Source organism: Nostoc sp. (assembly GCF_054880495.1).
Genome location: NZ_JBTYKD010000361.1, coordinates 1 through 19224 on the forward strand (window position 1 = coordinate 1; position 19224 = coordinate 19224).

The 19224-nt window shown below is 43.2% G+C and carries 28 protein-coding genes; 19 read left to right on the forward strand and 9 right to left on the reverse strand.

The genetic code is table 11. The annotated features are described in order from the left end of the window. Positions 1–112 precede the first annotated feature (112 nt). Positions 113–739 (reverse strand): hypothetical protein, encoded by a 627-nt coding sequence (locus ACYTXL_RS30350; protein ID WP_461922749.1) that lies wholly within the window; start codon positions 737–739, stop codon positions 113–115. A gap of 283 nt (positions 740–1022) precedes the next feature. Between ACYTXL_RS30350 and ACYTXL_RS30355 the strand changes: the two genes are divergently transcribed. Next, a complete protein-coding gene (locus ACYTXL_RS30355) occupies positions 1023–1475 on the forward strand; it encodes a hypothetical protein (protein WP_461927880.1) in 453 nt (150 codons plus the stop codon). Between the two features lie 118 nt (positions 1476–1593). On the opposite strand, the gene ACYTXL_RS30360 is transcribed toward ACYTXL_RS30355, so the two are convergent. The 3 genes from ACYTXL_RS30360 to ACYTXL_RS30370 form a co-directional block, all read right to left on the reverse strand. Then, positions 1594–2565 carry a ParB/RepB/Spo0J family partition protein gene (locus tag ACYTXL_RS30360; protein ID WP_461922519.1) on the reverse strand — a complete coding sequence of 324 codons (972 nt, stop codon included), beginning with the start codon at positions 2563–2565 and terminating at the stop codon, positions 1594–1596. Further along, positions 2562–3329 carry a ParA family protein gene (locus ACYTXL_RS30365; protein WP_461922521.1) on the reverse strand — a complete coding sequence of 256 codons (768 nt, stop codon included), beginning with the start codon at positions 3327–3329 and terminating at the stop codon, positions 2562–2564. The genes ACYTXL_RS30360 and ACYTXL_RS30365 overlap by 4 nt, the downstream gene beginning before the upstream one ends. A gap of 174 nt (positions 3330–3503) precedes the next feature. Further along, on the reverse strand, positions 3504–3716 hold the full coding sequence (locus tag ACYTXL_RS30370; protein ID WP_461922518.1) for a hypothetical protein: 213 nt from the start codon (positions 3714–3716) through the stop codon (positions 3504–3506). A 719-nt stretch (positions 3717–4435) separates the two neighbouring features. On the opposite strand from ACYTXL_RS30370, the gene ACYTXL_RS30375 reads away from it, so the two are divergent. After that, positions 4436–5578, forward strand: a complete 1143-nt coding sequence (locus tag ACYTXL_RS30375) for a tetratricopeptide repeat protein (RefSeq protein WP_461927881.1) — start codon at positions 4436–4438, stop codon at positions 5576–5578. Between the two features lie 460 nt (positions 5579–6038). On the opposite strand, the gene ACYTXL_RS30380 is transcribed toward ACYTXL_RS30375, so the two are convergent. Further along, positions 6039–6554, reverse strand: a complete 516-nt coding sequence (locus ACYTXL_RS30380) for a GNAT family N-acetyltransferase (protein ID WP_461921544.1) — start codon at positions 6552–6554, stop codon at positions 6039–6041. A 180-nt stretch (positions 6555–6734) separates the two neighbouring features. After that, entirely contained in the window at positions 6735–7226 is a 492-nt protein-coding gene (locus ACYTXL_RS30385) for a GNAT family N-acetyltransferase (protein WP_461921545.1), read from the reverse strand. A 212-nt stretch (positions 7227–7438) separates the two neighbouring features. Between ACYTXL_RS30385 and ACYTXL_RS30390 the strand changes: the two genes are divergently transcribed. From ACYTXL_RS30390 to ACYTXL_RS30420, 7 genes are all read left to right on the forward strand, one after another. Further along, positions 7439–7723: a hypothetical protein gene (locus tag ACYTXL_RS30390; RefSeq protein ID WP_461921546.1), complete on the forward strand. Its 285-nt coding sequence runs from the start codon at positions 7439–7441 to the stop codon at positions 7721–7723. Continuing rightward, complete coding sequence (locus tag ACYTXL_RS30395) at positions 7720–8109, forward strand: CopG family transcriptional regulator (RefSeq protein ID WP_461921547.1); 390 nt, start codon at positions 7720–7722, stop codon at positions 8107–8109. The genes ACYTXL_RS30390 and ACYTXL_RS30395 overlap by 4 nt, the downstream gene beginning before the upstream one ends. A gap of 426 nt (positions 8110–8535) precedes the next feature. Continuing rightward, positions 8536–8814: a hypothetical protein gene (locus ACYTXL_RS30400; RefSeq protein ID WP_461921548.1), complete on the forward strand. Its 279-nt coding sequence runs from the start codon at positions 8536–8538 to the stop codon at positions 8812–8814. A 687-nt stretch (positions 8815–9501) separates the two neighbouring features. Further along, complete coding sequence (locus ACYTXL_RS30405) at positions 9502–9783, forward strand: hypothetical protein (RefSeq protein WP_461927882.1); 282 nt, start codon at positions 9502–9504, stop codon at positions 9781–9783. Positions 9784–10059: 276 nt separating this feature from the next. Then, complete coding sequence (locus tag ACYTXL_RS30410) at positions 10060–10413, forward strand: PadR family transcriptional regulator (protein WP_461921550.1); 354 nt, start codon at positions 10060–10062, stop codon at positions 10411–10413. A 4-nt stretch (positions 10414–10417) separates the two neighbouring features. Next, the gene (locus ACYTXL_RS30415) at positions 10418–10909 is read left to right on the forward strand and encodes a hypothetical protein (RefSeq protein WP_461921551.1); all 492 of its coding nucleotides are present in this window, start codon (positions 10418–10420) and stop codon (positions 10907–10909) included. Positions 10910–11036: 127 nt separating this feature from the next. Continuing rightward, positions 11037–11225 (forward strand): hypothetical protein, encoded by a 189-nt coding sequence (locus tag ACYTXL_RS30420; protein WP_461921552.1) that lies wholly within the window; start codon positions 11037–11039, stop codon positions 11223–11225. 164 nt (positions 11226–11389) lie between these two features. Here ACYTXL_RS30420 and ACYTXL_RS30425 read toward each other — a convergent pair whose 3' ends face one another. Genes ACYTXL_RS30425 through ACYTXL_RS30435 form a run of 3 tightly spaced genes read right to left on the reverse strand, consistent with a single transcriptional unit; the run spans position 11390 to position 12695 of the window. Then, positions 11390–12010, reverse strand: coding sequence for a hypothetical protein (locus ACYTXL_RS30425; RefSeq protein WP_461921553.1), 621 nt, complete (start codon positions 12008–12010; stop codon positions 11390–11392). 2 nt (positions 12011–12012) lie between these two features. After that, the gene (locus ACYTXL_RS30430) at positions 12013–12531 is read right to left on the reverse strand and encodes a transposase (RefSeq protein WP_461921554.1); all 519 of its coding nucleotides are present in this window, start codon (positions 12529–12531) and stop codon (positions 12013–12015) included. A gap of 35 nt (positions 12532–12566) precedes the next feature. Continuing rightward, complete coding sequence (locus ACYTXL_RS30435) at positions 12567–12695, reverse strand: hypothetical protein (RefSeq protein ID WP_461921555.1); 129 nt, start codon at positions 12693–12695, stop codon at positions 12567–12569. Positions 12696–12697: 2 nt separating this feature from the next. On the opposite strand from ACYTXL_RS30435, the gene ACYTXL_RS30440 reads away from it, so the two are divergent. From ACYTXL_RS30440 to ACYTXL_RS30485, 10 genes are all read left to right on the forward strand, one after another. Continuing rightward, positions 12698–13042, forward strand: a complete 345-nt coding sequence (locus ACYTXL_RS30440; RefSeq protein WP_461921556.1) for a hypothetical protein — start codon at positions 12698–12700, stop codon at positions 13040–13042. Between the two features lie 201 nt (positions 13043–13243). Then, on the forward strand, positions 13244–13603 hold the full coding sequence (locus ACYTXL_RS30445) for a hypothetical protein (RefSeq protein WP_461921557.1): 360 nt from the start codon (positions 13244–13246) through the stop codon (positions 13601–13603). Between the two features lie 204 nt (positions 13604–13807). After that, positions 13808–14908, forward strand: a complete 1101-nt coding sequence (locus ACYTXL_RS30450) for an RRXRR domain-containing protein (RefSeq protein WP_461921558.1) — start codon at positions 13808–13810, stop codon at positions 14906–14908. A gap of 34 nt (positions 14909–14942) precedes the next feature. Then, positions 14943–15287: a hypothetical protein gene (locus ACYTXL_RS30455; RefSeq protein ID WP_461921559.1), complete on the forward strand. Its 345-nt coding sequence runs from the start codon at positions 14943–14945 to the stop codon at positions 15285–15287. A 123-nt stretch (positions 15288–15410) separates the two neighbouring features. Next, positions 15411–15617: a hypothetical protein gene (locus ACYTXL_RS30460; RefSeq protein ID WP_461921560.1), complete on the forward strand. Its 207-nt coding sequence runs from the start codon at positions 15411–15413 to the stop codon at positions 15615–15617. Between the two features lies 1 nt (position 15618). Next, positions 15619–16437 (forward strand): hypothetical protein, encoded by an 819-nt coding sequence (locus tag ACYTXL_RS30465; protein ID WP_461921561.1) that lies wholly within the window; start codon positions 15619–15621, stop codon positions 16435–16437. Between the two features lie 30 nt (positions 16438–16467). Next, positions 16468–16827, forward strand: coding sequence for a hypothetical protein (locus tag ACYTXL_RS30470; RefSeq protein WP_461927883.1), 360 nt, complete (start codon positions 16468–16470; stop codon positions 16825–16827). Between the two features lie 3 nt (positions 16828–16830). Continuing rightward, on the forward strand, positions 16831–18567 hold the full coding sequence (locus ACYTXL_RS30475) for a hypothetical protein (RefSeq protein ID WP_461921563.1): 1737 nt from the start codon (positions 16831–16833) through the stop codon (positions 18565–18567). 210 nt (positions 18568–18777) lie between these two features. Then, the gene (locus tag ACYTXL_RS30480; RefSeq protein ID WP_461927884.1) at positions 18778–18900 is read left to right on the forward strand and encodes a hypothetical protein; all 123 of its coding nucleotides are present in this window, start codon (positions 18778–18780) and stop codon (positions 18898–18900) included. A 121-nt stretch (positions 18901–19021) separates the two neighbouring features. Beyond that, positions 19022–19224, forward strand: a 203-nt coding sequence (locus ACYTXL_RS30485) for a hypothetical protein (RefSeq protein WP_461927885.1), incomplete at its 3' end; no start/stop codon positions are given.

Below are 19224 nucleotides of genomic sequence, written 5' to 3' on the forward strand. Positions count from 1 at the left end.
ACGGCGAGATGCGCTAACGCCAATATCCCACCCATGCCCAATCGCAGCAATGAGAGAGGATTCAGCCCATTAACAGCAACAATCGCCCCGGTTGCCAGCATTCCCAAAAATTTCAAGCCGCGCTGATAGATCCCATTGCGGCGCTGATCAATGAGTCTGCGTAGGCGAAAGGGTCAATGCTTGGCACTTCCCCCGATTCCTTGATTTTAGTTTTCAAATCATCTGGTAGCAGATCTGGATTTTCAATGAAGTGACGGGCAAGTATGTTTTCTGCAATGAGTGTACCAACTGCTTTGTTCTGAGCAGATTGCACGATGGCCGCGGTGTCGTCTACTTGGGAAGACTGCGATCGCTTCTGCTTGGGTGCATAAGTCGGAGTAATTTGTTGAGTTTCTGTGACTGCCAGAGTACTGGATGTTGGCTGCTCCTCTTCAACTGGCCCAGAAGGATCGGGTACTGGGTAGCCTTCCATGCGTCCGGTAGTTTTGATGTGGTCGTGTAGCCCGTCCATTTGCTGTACTTGTCGGGCATCCAGGTAAGCTTTACCGCCCTCCTTCCAGGTTGTAATCCGAAGGTATCGTGTCCGTCCGTAGAAGCTGTCGCGTTGAATTCCGTATTTTTTTTGTAAATCTAATATGGAAATTTTCAAATTTTCAACATCATTTTGTGAGGCAGTCCGGTCTTGGGGGTTTCCCCCATGAGGAACTGCCGAAAGGGTATCTGGTTGCTTGTCTGCCATAAAGAGCGGGTTGTATGCCAGTTTTTTAACTATTGTCCGTCATACACTCCGGCAGACTGTATGGTGAAATTACGGGTTGTATTGTGAAGTTTCACCAGACAAGGTGAAAAATCGGGGTTGCGGTAATTACGGTTTACCAAGCCCTTTGATCTGAGCGTTGGCAGAGGAATTTCAGCCAGGCGACGCCGATAGCGACGCGCAAAGCGAGTCCGCGTTCGCGCAGCGTCTCGCAGAGAGCGTCATAGCCCGCCGTAGGCATCACCCATTCCAGTTACATAAGGTTTTGAATAATCACCAATTTCAAAAATCAAATATCAATCCTAGTATTAGTGACAAAAGTAACCGTTTCAACATGACTTTGTATACAGGCATTTGCCTGATTATTCCGATTACATTAAGAATATACAAATCACGTAATGCAAAGCAGATTAAAGGATATATGAATCGCTTAAAATCTATTCTTCTTGGAAGCTTATTAGCAGCTGCTTCAATTGCGGCTCTTTCTCAAAATGCTAATGCTGCTGAATTCAAATCTGAGCATGATCATTTTAATCGTAATACTGTAGCTTTTAATAACAGTAAAACCCAACACGAACGCCAAGCTCGTGAACAACACGCTCGTCAATTGCGTGAGCGTCAAGCTCGTGAACAACGCGCTCATGAATTGCGTGAGCGTCAAGCTCGTGAACAACACGCTCATGAATTGCGTCAACGTCAAGCTCGTTTGAATCACTAAGAAAAGAAATTTTTTCTTCCAATTATGTTAGGAGAGTATTGCTACTCTCCTTTTTTATTTGCATAAATCTGCTCAAATTAATGACCATAGGGCGGCTCCAAAGTAGCATCGCCATTTTCTATTCAGTTTTGATCAGTGCATCTAACTGAGCTAACAACTTTTCTACTTTGGATTTTTTCTTCGGGTCATCCCACACTTTCGCTTTTTTGAAGCGTTGGAACGTATCATCAACACGCTCTTTTATGGATGCTGTCTCTGTTTGAGATGACGAACTTGATTGAGCAGTAGACTCAATTTCTTGAATCTTACGCTTGATTTCGGTCAGTGAGAGATTGTAAGCGATCGCATCTAAGAGCAGTTGTTTTCGGGTTGACTCATCTTGGACTCGTGCGATCGCTCGTGCCTTGGTATATTCGATTTGCCCAGAACGCAGTACTTCTAGCACTTCTAGGGGTAGATTGAGCAGTGGTAGGCGATTTTTGACAAACGATTCCCAACTCATGCGCCCCAAAGACGCAAATAATTCTTCAATTATCTGAGTTTGGGGTTGAGACATAACGTTATGTCTCAGTTCCGAATTTTCTTGTTTATAGCGATCGCAAACGTTTCTCATGCGGTTGAGATGACTGCTAACCTCCTCTTGAGTTATCTGTATCTGGATTGCTAATAATTCCAGGATGCCTTCGGTTTCTTCTAAGGGGTTGAGGTCTTCGCGTTGGAGGTTTTCGACAAGTCGCACCTGATAGGTGGTGATGTCATCTATATCATGGACGACTACAGGCACTTCAGTCAGCCCTGCTATTTGAGATGCTCTAAGGCGACGTTCACCAGCTACTAATTCATAATCACCACTAGGCAAAGGCCGGACGAGCAAAGGTTCAAGGATGCCCAATTTTTGAATTGAGCGTGATAGTTCTTCCAGCTTTGAAAAGTCGAAGTAGCGGCGGGGCTGTGAGGCAGGCAGCTTGATTAGACTGATAGGAATAGTATTTGGTGAATTAGCCGTACTTTGGGTTTGGTCAAAGCTTTCACCCAGTAGGGCGGCTACACCTTTTAATTGACTGCTATAGGGTTGGTCTTTTTTGCTCACTGTAGTTTTTCTAAACTGAGGGCGATTTTTTTGAGTACAGCGACGGCAGGATGTTTGGGATTATATAGTGCTAAGGGTATGCGTGCCTCACTTGCATCAGCAAAGGCAATAGATTTAGGAATGGGTTCGTAAACTGTTGCCAGGGGTGAAAGTTGTTCTGTGATAGCTTTCATAGTTCTGCTTTCTTGGGCAGTACGTGCATCATACATTGTGGGGATGAAGCCAGCAATGCTGAGTGTTTTATTAGCACCTTTGCGGAGTGTGGCTACAGTTCTTAATAGTAAATCAGTTCCTTGAAAGGATTTGAACTGGCACTGAATAGGTACTAAGACATGAGTGGCTGCTACTAAGCTAATCACACTGAGAATGCCTAAAGATGGCGGACAATCTATCAAAATAAAATCATAGTTGTCTAAGATGGGAGCAAGTGCATTTTTTAGGCGCATTTCTCGCATCAAGGCGGCAACCAGTTCCAGTTCAGCAGCACTTAAATTAATATTGGCTGGCACCAAACCCATACTGTGAATCAGTTCAGGATGAATTGCTAACGGTTCTTCACCCACCACTGCTTCATAGACAGTTTTGGCGGTAATGTCCGGTTCTAGCCCCATAAATGTCGTCAGTGACGCTTGGGGGTCAAGGTCTATCAGAAGAACGCGGTTTTTATTTTTTTGAGCGAGGTGATAGCCCAAGTTCATAGTCAAACTTGTCTTTCCTACTCCCCCTGATTGATTAAATAGCGCAATAATGCGGGTTTTGCTCACAAGTAATAAATTGCAGTTGTCATTAAAAATGCCTCTAATACAGGCAGATTGTAGCGCTAGGGCGAGGGTAATACAACTGGGGAAAGTAAGAAATTTGAGTTGCGTTAGCCTTTGTTGGGAAAGCATTCGTTCAAGATATGCTCCCATTGCCCAATTAGCAGTTGTATAGTTTAGTTATGCCTTGACGGTTGCTATAAAATTGTCTGTTACAAACCATGAGCAATAACAAGAAACCTGAAAATTTTTGGGGACGGCTATCGCAGAGGTGCTTTCGGTAATAGCGATTCCTTCACCTGACGGAGTAGTAGGAAGCGATCGCTTTTGAACTTGTCTAACGTTAACTGTTTTGTAGAGGTGATACAGATGTGGGAATGTTGCAAGTGCCATGAGCAGAATGAAGAGAATTTTGATATCTGCTGGAGTTGCGGCACGTCAAAGGAGGGAATCGAGAGCCTGTCATTCCAGGAAGTTGATGAAATTGCTCCTTCTAGTATTAAAGGTCAGCCAGTTCTAGTGACATCAACAGGGATAATCAATACCCAGGATTCTTCATCGACAGATCTAGATCAACAAACAGTTGAACAAATGGTGTGTCTCAAATGTGGTTCCTCAGATATAATTCCCAACGTTTCCATTGTCACCCAATCAGGGTACCCAGTGCAAGTAGAATTTTACGATAATCCAAAAGCATTTATATTTAAAGGAACTCACACCGGGACATTAAAAGCGTATATTTGTGGTCAGTGCGGTTATACAGAGATGTATGTGAACAATGCACAATACTTACTTAATAATTACAGGAAGAATCAGAAAATTTAATTGCCAATAATCATGCCTTACCCTCGACAACACTAGCGATCGCAGTTAGTATCTTTTTAGTTCTCTTGGATCTAGTTGCTGGAATGCGATGACTATAAAGTCGGTCGTAGACCATAACTCCTTAGATAGGAGGAAATTTTTAGAGCCAAACACAGTTTTCCGAAATTGCCACTGCCGAAGTGGTAGTAAGTGTCAGAATCGATAAGATAAAAAATGCCAGATTCCTCATAAAGAATCATCTACAATTTTTTTAATATACATCGGATCATAATTAGGAAAATAGCACTGTGTCTTCAGAAATTCCAGCAGACCAAGATAAAGTTTGGTTTAACTTGGGTCTTGAACTTTTAAACAAAAGATGTTTTGACGACGCTCTCGAAGCTTTTGAGCAAGCCAATGAACTAAAACCTGGCAATTATCAAGTCTGGGTTAATCAGGGTTCGACGTTGTTAAATTTGGGACGCTTTGATGAGGCTCTGGCTGCCTGCGATCAAGCGCTGGTATTCCAGCCTAACTCTCATGAAGCTTGGTGTGTTCGAGGTATTGCTTTAAGGGTTTTAGGACGTAACTTTGAAGCGCTCGAAGCGTTTGATCAAGCCTTGAAACTCATGCCTGATTTGCATGAAGCTTGGGAAAACCGAGGTCTTACGTTATTAAATTTAGAGCGTTTTGAAGAGGCGCTTGCTAATCTCGACAATGCTGTTAAATTAAAATCTGATGACTCTGACGCTTGGTATCTTCGCAGCATTGCTTTATTAAATTTAGAACGCTATGAAGATGCTCTTGCTAGCACCGAGCAATCCCTGAAATTTAAAGGCGACTTGAGCGCAGCCTGGGAGAATCGGGCGCTTGCTTTGGATGAATTGGGGCGATATGATGAAGCAATAGCTTCTTACGATCAAGCGATTGAATTTCAAAGAGATAACTCTAATGCTTGGTATAACCGAGGTATTGTGTTGTTGACATTGGAACGCTTTGAAGAGGCGATCGCTTCCAACGAGCGTGCGATTGAATTCCAGCATGATTTTCCCCAAGCTTGGTGTAACCGGGGTATTGCCTTAATGGATTTGGGGCGTTTTGAAGAGGCGCTCGCTAGCTTCGACCGATCCCTTGAATTTCAAAGAGATTTACCCCAAGCTTGGTATAACCGAGCCAGTACACTGTTAACTCTCAAACGCTTTGAAGAGGCGATCGCCAGTTATGATAAATGTAACGAAATCCGTCCAGACGACTCCACGACTTTTTATGGTAAGGCTTGCTGTTATGCCCAATTGCTTAATATAAAGCAAGCAATCTTTAACCTACAACAAGCTATCAATATGAGTCCTAACCAATACCAAGATATGGCGAAAACTGACTCAGATTTTGATAATATTCGTTCAGATGAACAATTTCAGGCGTTGATCACTCCCGGTTCGCTCATTTTATAGGCGGTTAGAAAAAAAACGGAACGGAAAAATAGGGGTTACAGCGTTTGTACCAGATGGCGAATCGTGATTGTCGGCGCTTTGCGATGGTCGCTCCGCGAACCGCCGCAGGCATCGCCAGCGTTGTGAATTAATCTTGGGTATTGCTTCACCGCTTGTCACCATCCAAAAATCTTAGCTAACACCAAAGGCAACCAAAACAATAGCAGAACAAAAAGGCGATGCCCTTCGGCGCAGGCTCAGGGTAAGACCTACGGCGGTAAACTACGCACTCGATCGTCTTTTCCTCTAAGAAGCTGATTGCTTCCCCCACTTCTCTGAGGAGAGTCTGTGGATAAGAGTGCTGTTCTGGAAGGATCACTTTTTCTAGACTCAAAAGAAAAGGCAATGCCTACGGCGGTAAACTACGCAGTAGGAAACACTGGATCGCCTTTCCTCTAAGAAAATTTCTAGATGAATTTCCTCATCCACTATGAATAATGCTGTCGAGTTGGAGTTCAAGATAGATAGTTTTAAATCCGCTGTTGTTTGGGGATTCACCAATTTGGTAAAAACCGCGTTTGAGATAAAGCATCCGGGCTACATAAGAAGAAGAATGTTCCCAAGTATACAACCGTAAGTACCTTTTTGCTTTTGCTTGTGCTAGGTCGATGGTAAAGTCTAATAGCTCTTTTCCAATTCCTTTTCCCCGAAATTGTGATGCTACACAAAACCAGCCTAACCAGTCAGCTTCTTGTTCGTCTTCGCTTTTGCAATATAACCCAGTTAGCCCAATTACTTGGAAAGATTTCTCATCGATAGCAACCCAGTATTTGAGTTGGGTAATTCCACTGTCTGAAAACCATTGAGCATATTTATCTCGATATAAACTTGCCGCCAGCGATTGCCCATCACTACTATTACTCACGCCTGGGAAAACTTCCTCTCTTAGGTGAATTGCTTGCTCCAGGGTTGCTATCGATAATGATTCAATGTACATAACACTAGTCACTCAAGCTTAAAGTAACCATGTCTATATCTAGGCTACTATCTCAATTAACTGTAAATTTTTCGGTGAGCAGGCAGATTTAAGTGGGAACCATTATTGCTGCCATTCTCCCTCTTCATCCCGAAGAATTAATTCTACCCTAGCTTTCATACCTAATTTGCTTTTCCTCTGTCAGTTTGTTCTTTTCTTAGTTGAGCATGGCACCAAATCGAAACGAAATACGAGCAAGTCCTGAATCTGAATGTTGTTTTCGTAACTTGGCTCAGGTAAATACCAAAAGTAGTCCTGGCGCACATGATCCATCCGAAATCCGCACTTTTGATAAAAAGCAATGTTGGCGATACTTGAATTAGACGTGCCGACGAGTATCTGTCTCTTGCCGCGTTGCCTCGCCTCTCGAATCAACCAAGCAACGAACTCTTTACCTAAACCTTGCCTTTGAAACTCAGGGGCTATACCAAGTTCCATAATTTCGCAGGGGTCGCTGCGCCATTTCATCGTTGCTGCACCAACCAAGTGTTCGCTGTCGTCCATGCGATATACAGCATCGACGAGGTTAGCAAGTCCCCATCGCAGCGCACGCTCCGATTGTTCTGCCAACAGTAGTATCGGAATCAGCGCTTCAAGTTCGTCGTCACGAGCTTGTCGAATAGCGATCGCCATTCATATTCCCTTTTAATCACAATTTATTTTTCAAAATTATAGTACCAAGTTGAATTAATCGATATAAACCAGGAAAAAGTAAATTAATCATCTAATAGTAGATGGGCCAAGCTGGTTTATCTGAGCCCAGCAGAGCAATATTATTTAGAGCTGATTTAGCTATAGTTCCCTGTTAGCCCACAGAGTTAGATTTACGGTCTGCCAGTGACGCTGTGCAATTAATTAGGCAAGCTCAGTCTGTGCGTGGTGGTGCGCCTCAAGCAGCTATATTTATCAGTCGTGCTGTTAAAGGTACAAAGTTACTGGGTGAAGCGATCGCACTTCTATCTAAATCTAAAGAGGCAACTGTACTAAAAACTGTGATTCACCAGAAACAAGCGATCGCAGATACTTTTGGTCAAGCTGCAACAATTTGGGATTTACCTGGCCGTCAAGCAGCAGAGTCAGCACGGGAATATGAGCGGTTATTTAAGGAAATTCTGGGGATGTTGAAATGACTGCTAAAAAGCGAAAGCCCCTTGATGATGCCCTTGCCCGTGAGTTTGTTTATGGTGAATCAGCGCTGCGGGAGGGTTTATTAAACCAGGAGACTGTAGACTCAGATACTCAAAGCGAGACTCAGCCAATACTAGAGCAGGAACCTATACCACAATCTACATTACCTATATTACCTGTATCACCTATATCCGCCCCGCAACCAGCTAAGTTTAATCTCATGTCTCAACTTCAACAACCTTCCAAAGAGCCAACAATCAGATTAACTGTTGATTTGTCTGAATCAACGCACCGTAAGTTGTCTGTGTTAGCAGCCAGGACAAATAGGAAAAAGGTTGAGATTATAAGGCTTTTGCTGGATGAAGCACTTAAGGAAGTAGAAGATTAATGCAGTAATTGATGCAGTAATGCAGTATTTATTTTTCATCTAAATTCAGGTGTATCCGCCCTTTGATAGACTTCATAACTGAAATAGCTAATTTTAAGGCGATCTGGTTGTAATGACTGCGATCGCTTTTTGCATATCTTTTCCGCCTTAAGTGACAGGGTTTTGCCCTTTGGAAGACTTGATAACTGAACAAAAATTTTTGTGGGAACTCTATTGCTGGGAATAACAGCTAAGTCAAGTTGACAAAGTAATTACAGGAGGTGGTGACACTTAGCTCACATAGAACAAGTTGACAAAGTTTCTATAGGAAGGCCGCTGAAAAGTTGCCTACTTTCTTAGCCCACAAATATCTCATTGTAAACAAAGTCAGCCTGGGCGTTTCCGAGGCCCCCAGGCTGGCTCTCAAAATAAGTTACTGAAAAGAAAATGAACAACATTCAACCTAATAATAAGTCAGAAACCAACAGCATTATCACCAGAGCTACCAACACTTTAGGAAAAGCGTTAGCCCAAACTCCACCTATTATCTACGCTGGGGTAGTTGGCTTAACAGTTCTTGGAGTGGTTGCTATATATGGACTCTCGGCTATAAAGTCATTTGACTGTGGAGGTTCATTGAGTTTCAAGTCATCACAGACGGCTTCAGAAACTGCTCAAGAGTTTAACTTTCGTAAGGAGTCTTGCCAAACTTTAACTAATAAATAGTTTAAGGGCAGGCTTAAACACCTGCCCTTACGTTGAGTATTTGAGTATCTGCATACTTAGAATAACGCGATCGCTCTTGCATGATTGGGACTGGTGAAATGAGCGTAGCTTGCCGCCGTAGGCATCGCTCCCCTTTATCATGCCTGGATTCTGTTGCTGAGTACGATGTTAATTTTTATTAAAAGATATTTTTTTAACTAGTGTTTTTATTGTTATAAAAGTATACAAAATCAGATTATTTTAGATATATTGTGTAATAATTCTTAACTGCTAAGTAATCTTGGTAATATTTATTACTTTTTAGATTTTGAAAAAATAAAATTAAAAACCTTTGTCTAATAAAGATTCTACATTATTTATTTTTTATCAATACTGAAACTGACAAATTTCATTTGTACATTAGCAAAACACATAATCTTATCATGGAGGATTTAATTTTTCATTGATTTTATTGTATTACCATAAAAACAGCGATCAACTTTCAGAACTCTGTCCCGACTAAAATATGTTTAGCGGGGCGAAATTTGCCTAACATTAAGCAAATTTGCAAAGCTGCCCCCTCCATAAGGGCAGCTTTGCTGTAAGAACAGATTTAGGACGGAGTTCTAAAAGTTGATCGCTGTTCAACTTTTCCTTCTACTGGACTTTTCTCTACAAGTCTCGCCAGTCCAACTAGAACCAAAAACCATGAATCTGCTAAAATTCTTTCGCTCTTTGCTTGGCAATTCTAAGCCAGTGCAAAGGGGAATTTTGCTTACTCAGAAAACCATTGTTATAGGTTCCACCTGCATCCTGTCATTAGGTATTGGAGGCGGAGTTGTCTATAAAGAATGGCAAACTCAGGTTCAAAGCCAGAGGCAAAAACAGATCCAGATTAACAACTGCTATCTAGCTCCTCTGCCATCAGTGACACCTGCACCATCAGCAAAACCTACGCCTAAGACGGTGACTTTACCGGAATCAGCATAGGAATTAAGAGGCGATCTAGTTGAAGAACTGCGATCGCCTCGCCTATATATCTTACTTTCAAGCCTGCTCATGAGTGATATGAGCAGGCTTTTTGTCATTTTCCTCTAAGAATAATAGCAATGCTTACACCTTGGCATTGCCTCAAAAAATGATGATTAGGTGTGTAGCTTCCTGCCGCAGGCATCAGCATAGAGTTTTTAAACTATTTCTTTAGACACATAACACTTATATGTTTATATATTACTATATAAAGTATAACCAAGTTGAAGAGAAGTTATGAGCAACGTTCGGGATGAAGCAGATGGAATTAGGCTTTCCGCTTTAGAGGAAGATATCTTAACTCTCATGGGGACTCAAAAAATGTATGGTCTTGAAATCTTAGATGGGTTAAATCAAGGTAGACCAATATCCATTGGATTTGGTAGTTTATATCCCACATTGAACAGGCTAGAAAAAAAAGGACTAGTTTCGTGGCAATGGGGAAGCGATCAGGATGAAACAGGAGGTGCGCGTCGTAAGTACTACATAATAACTGGTTCAGGGCAGACAGTACTTAGAGAAGTACAAGACTATCGTAACCAATTAAGGATGCGTTCAATGACAGGTCAAGCTGGTTTGGCAGGAGCTTGAGTCAATGCAATATCTAAATACCTTTCGTAAAGTAGTCAGAATAATGCGTCACTGGAATCAGAAACCAGTAGATCTAAGCGGTGTGGATTTTGAGCGTCTGCAGGATGAGTATACGAAGAATCTGCGGGTGTCGGTGCTGGATGGGGATGGGAAGAATCTGCGGGTGTCGGTGCGGGATCTGGGTGTGGAGCAGATTCTGTTGTTGGTGCGGGATGGGGATGTGGATATAGATGAGTTAGATAAGTTGTCTAATCTAATGAAACAAAAGTTCTCGGCAGAAATTAAACAAAAAAGCCATATAAAAGGTTGGCTGTCTAATACTCTTTTAGAGGAATGGCGTGGAGAACTAGAAGCCTTACGCTGTGGATGGCTTGAAAAGGGTAAACCTGAACTTTGGATTAAGATTATGACCGGGTTTTACTTGTTAGGACTGCTCAAAGCCTACCTTCAAATCAAGGTAGAAAATAGGTGGCTTCCTAACAAAAAGCAAAGTTAAACAGAGCAATAGCCTTTGATTGACTGGTATTCAACCAAAGGCTATCAGCAAAGTCGATGAATCAATTTTGGTTAACTGATACTCAACCAAACATTGCCAGCAAAACACAAGCATTGGAGTTTGAATTGTGCTTAATTCCATTTTAACTAAATTAGTCTATAGCTCAACCGAGCCTGAAAATCCTGATGAAAACCCTGCCAAGAAAAAGACCCCTTGGGATTGGAGAAAATTGATTGAGGTTATGAAGGATGTAGGTTCTGTTGTCTCTGTTGTTCTTTCTCTAGTTAAGATTCTTCAAGATTTAGGGCTACTGTAACCAATGTGATCATTCCCCTTACTCTCCTGACCCAGCTTGCAGTACTGGTGCATTGGTAATGGGTGCGTAGTTTACCGCCGTAGGCATCACCCTACTATCCTCTAAGAATCAAGGCGATCGCTCCCTACTACAAGCGATCGCCATGCATCCTCTAAGAAAAATAGTTAGTTGAGTGCAGCCGCGATCATGCCAGTAATTTTTTGATGTTCCAGATTTCTCACATACAGCGCAGCCGTTGCCCCAGCCTCCGCAATGATGGTAAAAAGTGCTGGTGAATCTGGTTTCGCCTTAGTTAGATACAACAATACTTTGATTAAATTATCCTCTGGATTTTCCTTCTCCAGTTCTTTTAGAGCATCGTAATTAGTTCTGGAAGCTAGCGCGAGTTGATGGTATTCAGTTTGGGGTGTGAGGAATCTTAGAATGTTTTGGGTTGCATTGCCTACTGGGTCACTGGATTCAAAAGCGATCGCATTCCCATCACTGATTTTATCTAAAGTTCTGACCTGCGCGTGGTCAGCAGCAGCGTTGGCCGCAGCTGATAAAAGCTTGCGTAGATTGGGGTTGGTGCTTGTTGCACTGACCAAAAACCCCAAACACTTGCAGTAATAATCCCTGAGATGACTGGCGTTAATTTTTTTAACTGCGATCGCATCACCATTTTTATATTTTGCTAACGCCTGATGTTGCCATTCATCAGTGGGTTCGCCCAATACCTCAAAAATCGCATTAACAGCTTGTTGAACTTTTTCTAGTGTGTATTCTTGTTGTACAGCTTGCACCATTGTTATTTATCTCCTTTTAACCAATTATTAGATGTTTCAGCAGCGACTTGAGGGGCATACAGTAATTCCCAATTTCGCTGTATATGTTCATAGATGACCCTAGAAAGATACTGAGCAATTTTTGAGCCATCGTAATAAATGGCTGTTCTCAGTAATATATAATTCTGCTTGGTCAGAAAAATGTAGTTGATATCTCTCTTAGTCATTTTTGCAGGTAAGATGATATGCCCCAAAGGATTCAGGGGAATTTCACCATCTGCTATTGGATTTTTGTAATCAGGTAAAGCCTCAAACCCTTGAGTAACAACTGTTTCTACCCAATCATCTATATCAATTTCCCTCTTAGTAACATCCAGCTTCGCCAAAGTTTCATAGTATGAACGGTTACGGCCTAACCATCCCCGCACATACTGATTAATTAAATCCTGCCTAGAATCGCCTGATGCTTCGCTAAAAACATCAAGCTGTTTGTCGTGCTGCTCTGTAATGTAATAGTACGAAAGCGAAAACTGATAAGCCATTATCTCCTTGCTTGTGCTTTACCTACAAGTTTATCTTAAAGTGCCACAAATTTACCCCAAAGGTTTATAGTTGTGATATAAAAAGTTAAAGCGATCGCACCCCTGACAAGACTGCGATCGCTCCCACCCATAGGCAGTTCCCCCAAATAGGCTTGGAGGCACATTAATGATTGCACAAATTGAAGACGTTAAAAAGCCGCCTTGTCGCGGTATCGGTGGCTGTCACAGTACATCTAAGAACAAGCAAAAGCTTCAGCAGATAGCTTCTGTTGTACTGGATCAGGCAGGATTAGCGGGTAAAATATACCCACAAGAGCGAGATTTTATCTCTACTGCATCACGATTGATTGTGCAGATGATAGAAGAATTTCTTAGTCCTAGCGGCGGACAAGCGCCAACGCTTGGCACCGTGCGAGATTGGTTTTACAAAGGTTGTCCTGATTGGGCGATCGCAGTATTGGCTAGACAGATTGAAGTGCAAAAACTATCGGAGAAAATCCAACTTCTATAGCAAGTAGACTGGAAATTCAGGGTAAAACTTATAGCCAGTACGGATCAATCCCAAGTTATTGGCAGCGAAGTTTTAGTTAATCCTGAATCTGACGAGATTTTGATATTACCAGAAAATTGACTGTGGAAAATCCCACAAATCTATAGCGCCGTCGGGCGCTTTTTTTTATTATCAAAGGCGTGGGTTTTTTATGGATTGATTGTGAATGAATCTGTAGCTCAATTGTGGAGTAGACCTTTACGATCCTGGCAAGATATTTACCTTACTGAGTGGGCAAATAAGAGCTTTGATGAAGTGCTGCCACAAGAAATTACTTATTTGCTAAGGGAACCCATGTGCAGGATTTTCTATGGAGGAGCTAACACCACTTTAATAAGAGATTTGTCATGTCTTGCGCCGATGAGAAACAAGCCGAAAGGGTTTGATTTCAAGCCCCAAGACGAGGGATTCAGTCGAGAGACAATGCAGGTTTTATTTGAGTTTCGGAAGCTAGTCAAGCGCTTCCAGTACGAAACCGCCGTAGAGAAAATTCACCAAAGAATGGAGGAGATTTGTCAGTAACTCCGCTCTGAATAGACGGAGCTTGTAAGAAACAAATCTTACGTGCCTGACTAGCTCACTGAGGCTAATTGCGGTTAAAACTTCCGAATGCTTCCCCAGTTCGGAAATAATTTAAGACCTTTTGTTAGGTCGTCGGGTTGAGCCGAGACATCTGTAATTGGTTGAGCGAGGGGACTATTAACTAAACTCGAAAGGATTGTCTCCATGTTACGAGTACCAGTTCTATCAAAGTCGGGGCTACCCCTAATGCCAACCAAGTCCAGTAGAGCGCGACGTTGGTTAAAGGAGGGAAAAGCAAGAGTTGTATACAACGATTTAGGAATATTTCAGATCCAGTTAATTAAAGCAGCAGGGGAAAAAACCCAGCCAATAGTGGTTGGTGTAGACCCTGGAAAACTTTATACAGGGATCGGTGTTCAATCCGCCAAGTTTACGTTGTGGCTGGCTCACCTCCAGCTACCTTTTAAAACCGTCAAAGACCGGATGAGGCAACGTGCCATGATGCGCCGAGGTCGTAGGGGTCGCCGTATTAATCGCAAAGTTGCATTCAAGCTTCGCGCTCATCGCCAAAAGCGATTTGATAATCGCAAATGTCCAAAAGTACCTCCCAGCATCAGAGCCAACCGCGATTTAGAGTGGCGCGTTTTAGAAGAACTAACCTTGATTTTTCCCTTCAAAACTGTCACCTACGAGGTCGTCAAAGCGCGGGGAGATAAAGGGTTTAGTCCGGTGATGGTTGGGCAGGTTTGGCAGCTAGAAAGGTTAGAAGCCTTTGGTGAAGTTAAGCAAGTTCAAGGTTGGGAGACTGCACAAATACGCACCCAATTAGGATTAGAAAAACAAAAACACTCGAAGGGTGATGCAATGCCCGCCACTCATGCGGTGGATGGGGTTGCTCTAGCTTGTAGCACCTTCATTAATTACGGCATCATTGATCGTCACTCAATGGGCTGGAGAGGTGACGTGACTATAACACCTGCGCCTTTTATGGTAATTCGCAGACCTCCAGTATCGCGCCGTCAGCTTCATTTAATGGTTCCAGCAATTGGTGGAGTGCGTCGTAAGTACGGTGGTATTGTGACTCGCCACGGATTCAGGAAAGGTGATTATGTTGAGGTTACTCAAGGCTCTAAGACCTATCGCGGTTGGGTGAGTGGCGATAGAGAAAAACAAGTTTCTGTGTCTGATGCCGACTGGAAACGGTTAGGACAATTTAGCAAAAACAAAGTCCGGCTAATCAGACGCTCTACCGGGCTAATTGTCACTGCGACTAAAGTCGCCGCGTCGCTTTCCTCCCGTGCTTAAAGGCAGTGGGTTCACCGCATACCAGGAGTTTTTTATGAGTTACAAGACTGCACAACAAACCGCTAAAGGTGCTGCCAAGCCTCCTGAGACTCGCTCTGAAGAAACAGGGCAAGAAGCCGGATTTCAGATGGATGACCAGTTTGAGAGCTTTGACATAGCTGTTGCAGACAGCATTATTGACCTACGCGGCGCTCGGATTATGCAGTTGGTGCTAACCCGTATCGCTGGTGGAGACATGGGAAAAATTGCTCCGGCGATGTTCAAATCCTTTGAAGTCGGGACTTTGACCGCTTTGGGGGAGCAAGTAAAGCAGCTGACAGAGTGGCACAAGAAACCGCTCAAAGCCCTAGCGCCAGCCGACAAGCCCAAAGCATCGTGATGTTGTTTTATATGAAAAAAATTACCAAGTTCGTTGACGTTGCGCTTTGGGTTTTGGTTGTTTTGGGGATTATCGGGGGGGGATTTTCTGCCTATGTAATGAGTAGTTTTTGGATTGGGGGCAATGGCGGAGAAACAACAGTTCAGCCTGTTCGACCTGTTCGGAATGCTAGCGATCGCAGTAATAATCGCTTGTCTCTGGACGGACAACGCCCGACTGAAGCAAGAAATTCAAAACAAGGAATCAGATAATGCTGCCTGTCGCGCTCAACTAGAGCGCCAGAAAGCAGAATCTGAAGGTTTAATCAAAGGCGTTCTGCTGAGGAGGTAAAGTGACAGATAAAAAAACATTCGCTTCAGCCTTTGCTAGTGCCTTGGCTAAGTACAGGGGAAATAACCAAAATTCGTCAGTGGCTGACAGCGATCGCATTCCCCAAACGTCTACTGACAGGGCGAATACCCCCATTGCTCCGTCAGTCACTGGATTGATTAAATCCTTTGATTCGTCCCCGGAAATGCAGGGGCTGCTGAACAACTATTTTGGGATTGGCGATTTCCTGACGACGTTGCCGGGGATGACTCCTAACGAAATAGCTCAAATGGCTGATCAACTAGATCAGCTAAATTTCCTCCTGGATAATTTACCTGCCATTGAGCAGAACCTCCGCAGTTACATTGATGGGGTTGTCAAGTATCATGAATTCGTGAATCGCTGCGTCAAAGAAGGCGTCGGCGGCATGAAGAAAATTGATCAATCCACAATGGATGTCTTTCTGTCCCACAAGGGTTATTTAGGAGAACAGAAAAAGCTCGCGGCTTCGGGTAGAACGCAGGTCGCGCAAATTGATAATGATGTTAGTAGCCACATTGACCTCCAGGAACACAAACTGCAAGAAGCGTTAAAACGAGCAGCCAAAAAGCTGAAAGCTGACAAGGAAAAAGAGACACGATTAGCAGAAACCGAACCCAACGAAAAACCTGTGGAGATGATTGCAGTGCTTGACACAAGGGCGCGATTGCGGCGTCTGATGCAGTACGGCACAACCAGCCCGAAAGCCTTTGCTCCCACCAAATCTGCTGCTGCACCCGTTGGGGAGATGAAAAATGGAACAGCAGCCAACTCGGTGTTTGAATTCTTGCAAGGATTGTAGGTAATGGCAAAGGTTTCAAAGCGCCTCAAAATGATGAAACTTGTTCATTTCGGAAGCGCCTATGGATTTTGGTTTTCGCTCGGTGTGAGCGCTGCCCACTTCTCCCGCCTGTTGGTGGGAGGGTGGATTATTTACATTGCCTTGAAGCTCTCGATCGCTGGTTGGCTTCTCTTGATTCCGCCGGACGATGCAACGCAAGAAACCTTAATGCTTCGGAGGTTGAGCGGGTTAGCGATCACACTAAGCATCGCTGCTTTCTGGGATGTGCTGTTTATGGCGTTGAGCAATCCGATTACTTTGGGCTACTGGATTCTGCCAACATGGCAAGTTGGTTTTGTTGGGTTAGGGGTGCTGATAGCGATGATGTTGTTCTTAGTTTTCTTGAAGTAATATATGCTACACAAACTTTATGCTCCCGCTAGCACGGGGCTTTTTATTTGTGGAGCGATCGCAGCTATCGGCAGCTTGTCGGGGTACTTCAACTCCCGATTGCAGTATTGTGATGCAGCGACAAGCCCCTGCACGAGAGTAGCCATTTCTGTTAATGTTAGTCCTCCCCAAACAGCGCAGGATGCAATTGTGCTACCAGGAAATGGCAAAATGCGGTTGTCTTTGGGATTAGTGGCAATGGCGCTCTTGGCTGGGGGCTACGTTATTTCCGGGCTGGAAGTTGAAAGTTTAGGTGCGATCGCAAAACAAGAAGAAACCGACGCTTTCTTAGAGGAAAAGCGACAGGCGATTTTAGCTTCGGAGGAAGAAAAGAAACTGATTTTATCCTCGGATATTCGATTTAAAGATTTTGAGCAGCAGCTACTTGATGGGTATGCCATGCTATTGCTGGAAAATAACCCTGAACTAGCAGAGCAGATTTTAGCTGAGAAACCACCTGCTCAAATTGAGTCCCAGACTCTTGAGGCTACTACAACCTTAATGGCTGCGACTATTCCAATCGATCAGAATTCACCTGATCCTATTCAGGACAGTTCACCCATAGTAGTAGACAGTACCGCATTAAGAACGCTAGTTACAGCTGGTTCAAGAGCAATAGACGGGTTGGTAGATACCAGCCAAAGTCTGATTTTTCTGGGGACACCAGGAGCAGGTAAATCTGTTTCTCTCGGTGTTGTCGTCGGTCGCAAGAAAAAGCGGTTTGGGGACAGAGTTCGTTTATATGCGATCGCTATGAAGAATGACGGCTTTTCGGGAGCCGAAGTCGGTCGTCTTAACGCAGATTCCAATGTCTGTTATGAGATATTGCTAAAAGTCATTACCGAATTACGCAAACGGGCAGCGCTTCCTAAATCAGAGAGAGAAGAATACTGCCAAGATTCTCCAGTGATTTTAATCTTGGACGATTTCATGTCACAGCAAAAGCTGTTGAGTTCGTCGCTGAGTAAAAAAGTTGTCCGCTATCCTGAAGAATCTGGAGCATTTCAGAAAATCACTTTGGGCGATGCTTTCAATGCTGGGATGGCAGAGATTATTTTTAATGGTCGAGAGCTTGATGTTGCTGCTTATGTGGGGACGCAATCCTCGAATATTGAAGACTTAAAATTCTTATCTTCCAAAGGTGGACGAGCAGGTGTAATTCTGATGTATCAAGCATTCAGAAACACCAAGAAAAATCAAGGTAACTACGAAATTATTAGCCAAGCTATCAGCAACCAGCACGTTATTGCTGATACCAAACAAAGGGAGCGGATGAGGGCAGTTTTCCCAGAAGCTAAAGCCTTATCTGTACAAGAACAACGCCCAATGATTCTGTCATCGAACGCAGACACTGGAGAATTTATTCTTGGTATCGTCTCGGATATGAGAGAGGAGTACAGAGAATACGAGCGTTTATACAACTTTTCTGATGAAACGGATATCAACTTTGTTTGGACAATTCGCAAGGTCAGCGAATTTTACCCAGACACCACAGCAGAGACTTTGTTCAATGACATTCGCAATTTAGTAAATGATGGGGTGACTCAGCGAGAGATTATTAGAAGTGTTTTAAAGTGCGGTGAAAACAAACAACATCCCACGCGGTCGTATACCGTTCACGGTAAGTCTCTGTTTAAATGGCTGATTGATAACTACGACAATGGCGAATTGGCAGCAATGCTAAAAAATGAGGAAGGCTGATAAAAATGGGCCGTGAGAAAACAGAATTTGAGTATTCTGAAAGCTGGCGATTTACTTGCAAAAAAGGATTGAGATTGATGCCCTTCTGCACTTGCAATCCAATGCATGGGAGAGCCGTAGTTGTGCATCATGTGAAATATAAGCGCAGTCCGATACGCCGCATCTTGGGAATGCTTCTGTTTCATAGTCCCAAGAAATCAGTATCTGGGTGTGAAATTATTGGGTACGATGCTTTTCCGCTTTGTGAAAGCTGCCACCACAATGGCTACGGCAGAAGTTCTCATCCAAACAGCGTCCATTACACAAAAGTTTGGAGACAGTTGGCCGGATTAAATAGCCACAATGTTCCGTCATTAGCCTGGCGTTTAAGATTTAAGTTTTGGTTTTGGGTAATAGTTTTGCATGTAGGAAGATGCTTATTTTCTTTATTCCGAAAAAGGAAGAAAAATATAAAATGATTGAGTTATCCGAAGCATTAACAATCTTGGCAACGAGTCCGGTTGCCAAAGACAGAGAAGCAATAAGTAGACTTGAAAAAGTTGCAGAAGAAGATATTAAAACTATAGTGCAACGACTAGCTAATCAATCTTTGCTAGTGGAGAGTGTTCAGTTCGATTCAATAGAACAAAGCCGCAAGTTAGTAAAAGGATTAATTGT

Bases quoted from the DNA above. Each gene is read 5' to 3' on its own strand.
- ACYTXL_RS30470 (WP_461927883.1), top strand. From the start codon at position 16,468: ATGATGAAACTTGTTCATTTCGGAAGCGCCTATGGATTTTGGTTTTCG.
- ACYTXL_RS30395 (WP_461921547.1), top strand. From the start codon at position 7,720: ATGACTGCTAAAAAGCGAAAGCCCCTTGATGATGCCCTTGCCCGTGAG.
- ACYTXL_RS30455 (WP_461921559.1), top strand. From the start codon at position 14,943: ATGAGTTACAAGACTGCACAACAAACCGCTAAAGGTGCTGCCAAGCCT.
- ACYTXL_RS30460 (WP_461921560.1), top strand. From the start codon at position 15,411: ATGGCGGAGAAACAACAGTTCAGCCTGTTCGACCTGTTCGGAATGCTA.
- ACYTXL_RS30350 (WP_461922749.1), bottom strand. From the start codon at position 739: ATGGCAGACAAGCAACCAGATACCCTTTCGGCAGTTCCTCATGGGGGA.
- ACYTXL_RS30440 (WP_461921556.1), top strand. From the start codon at position 12,698: ATGATTGCACAAATTGAAGACGTTAAAAAGCCGCCTTGTCGCGGTATC.
- ACYTXL_RS30450 (WP_461921558.1), top strand. From the start codon at position 13,808: ATGTTACGAGTACCAGTTCTATCAAAGTCGGGGCTACCCCTAATGCCA.
- ACYTXL_RS30425 (WP_461921553.1), bottom strand. From the start codon at position 12,010: ATGGTGCAAGCTGTACAACAAGAATACACACTAGAAAAAGTTCAACAA.
- ACYTXL_RS30430 (WP_461921554.1), bottom strand. From the start codon at position 12,531: ATGGCTTATCAGTTTTCGCTTTCGTACTATTACATTACAGAGCAGCAC.
- ACYTXL_RS30435 (WP_461921555.1), bottom strand. From the start codon at position 12,695: ATGTGCCTCCAAGCCTATTTGGGGGAACTGCCTATGGGTGGGAGCGAT.
- ACYTXL_RS30380 (WP_461921544.1), bottom strand. From the start codon at position 6,554: ATGTACATTGAATCATTATCGATAGCAACCCTGGAGCAAGCAATTCAC.
- ACYTXL_RS30405 (WP_461927882.1), top strand. From the start codon at position 9,502: ATGAATCTGCTAAAATTCTTTCGCTCTTTGCTTGGCAATTCTAAGCCA.
- ACYTXL_RS30415 (WP_461921551.1), top strand. From the start codon at position 10,418: ATGCAATATCTAAATACCTTTCGTAAAGTAGTCAGAATAATGCGTCAC.
- ACYTXL_RS30400 (WP_461921548.1), top strand. From the start codon at position 8,536: ATGAACAACATTCAACCTAATAATAAGTCAGAAACCAACAGCATTATC.
- ACYTXL_RS30475 (WP_461921563.1), top strand. From the start codon at position 16,831: ATGCTACACAAACTTTATGCTCCCGCTAGCACGGGGCTTTTTATTTGT.
- ACYTXL_RS30410 (WP_461921550.1), top strand. From the start codon at position 10,060: ATGAGCAACGTTCGGGATGAAGCAGATGGAATTAGGCTTTCCGCTTTA.
- ACYTXL_RS30385 (WP_461921545.1), bottom strand. From the start codon at position 7,226: ATGGCGATCGCTATTCGACAAGCTCGTGACGACGAACTTGAAGCGCTG.
- ACYTXL_RS30370 (WP_461922518.1), bottom strand. From the start codon at position 3,716: ATGGCACTTGCAACATTCCCACATCTGTATCACCTCTACAAAACAGTT.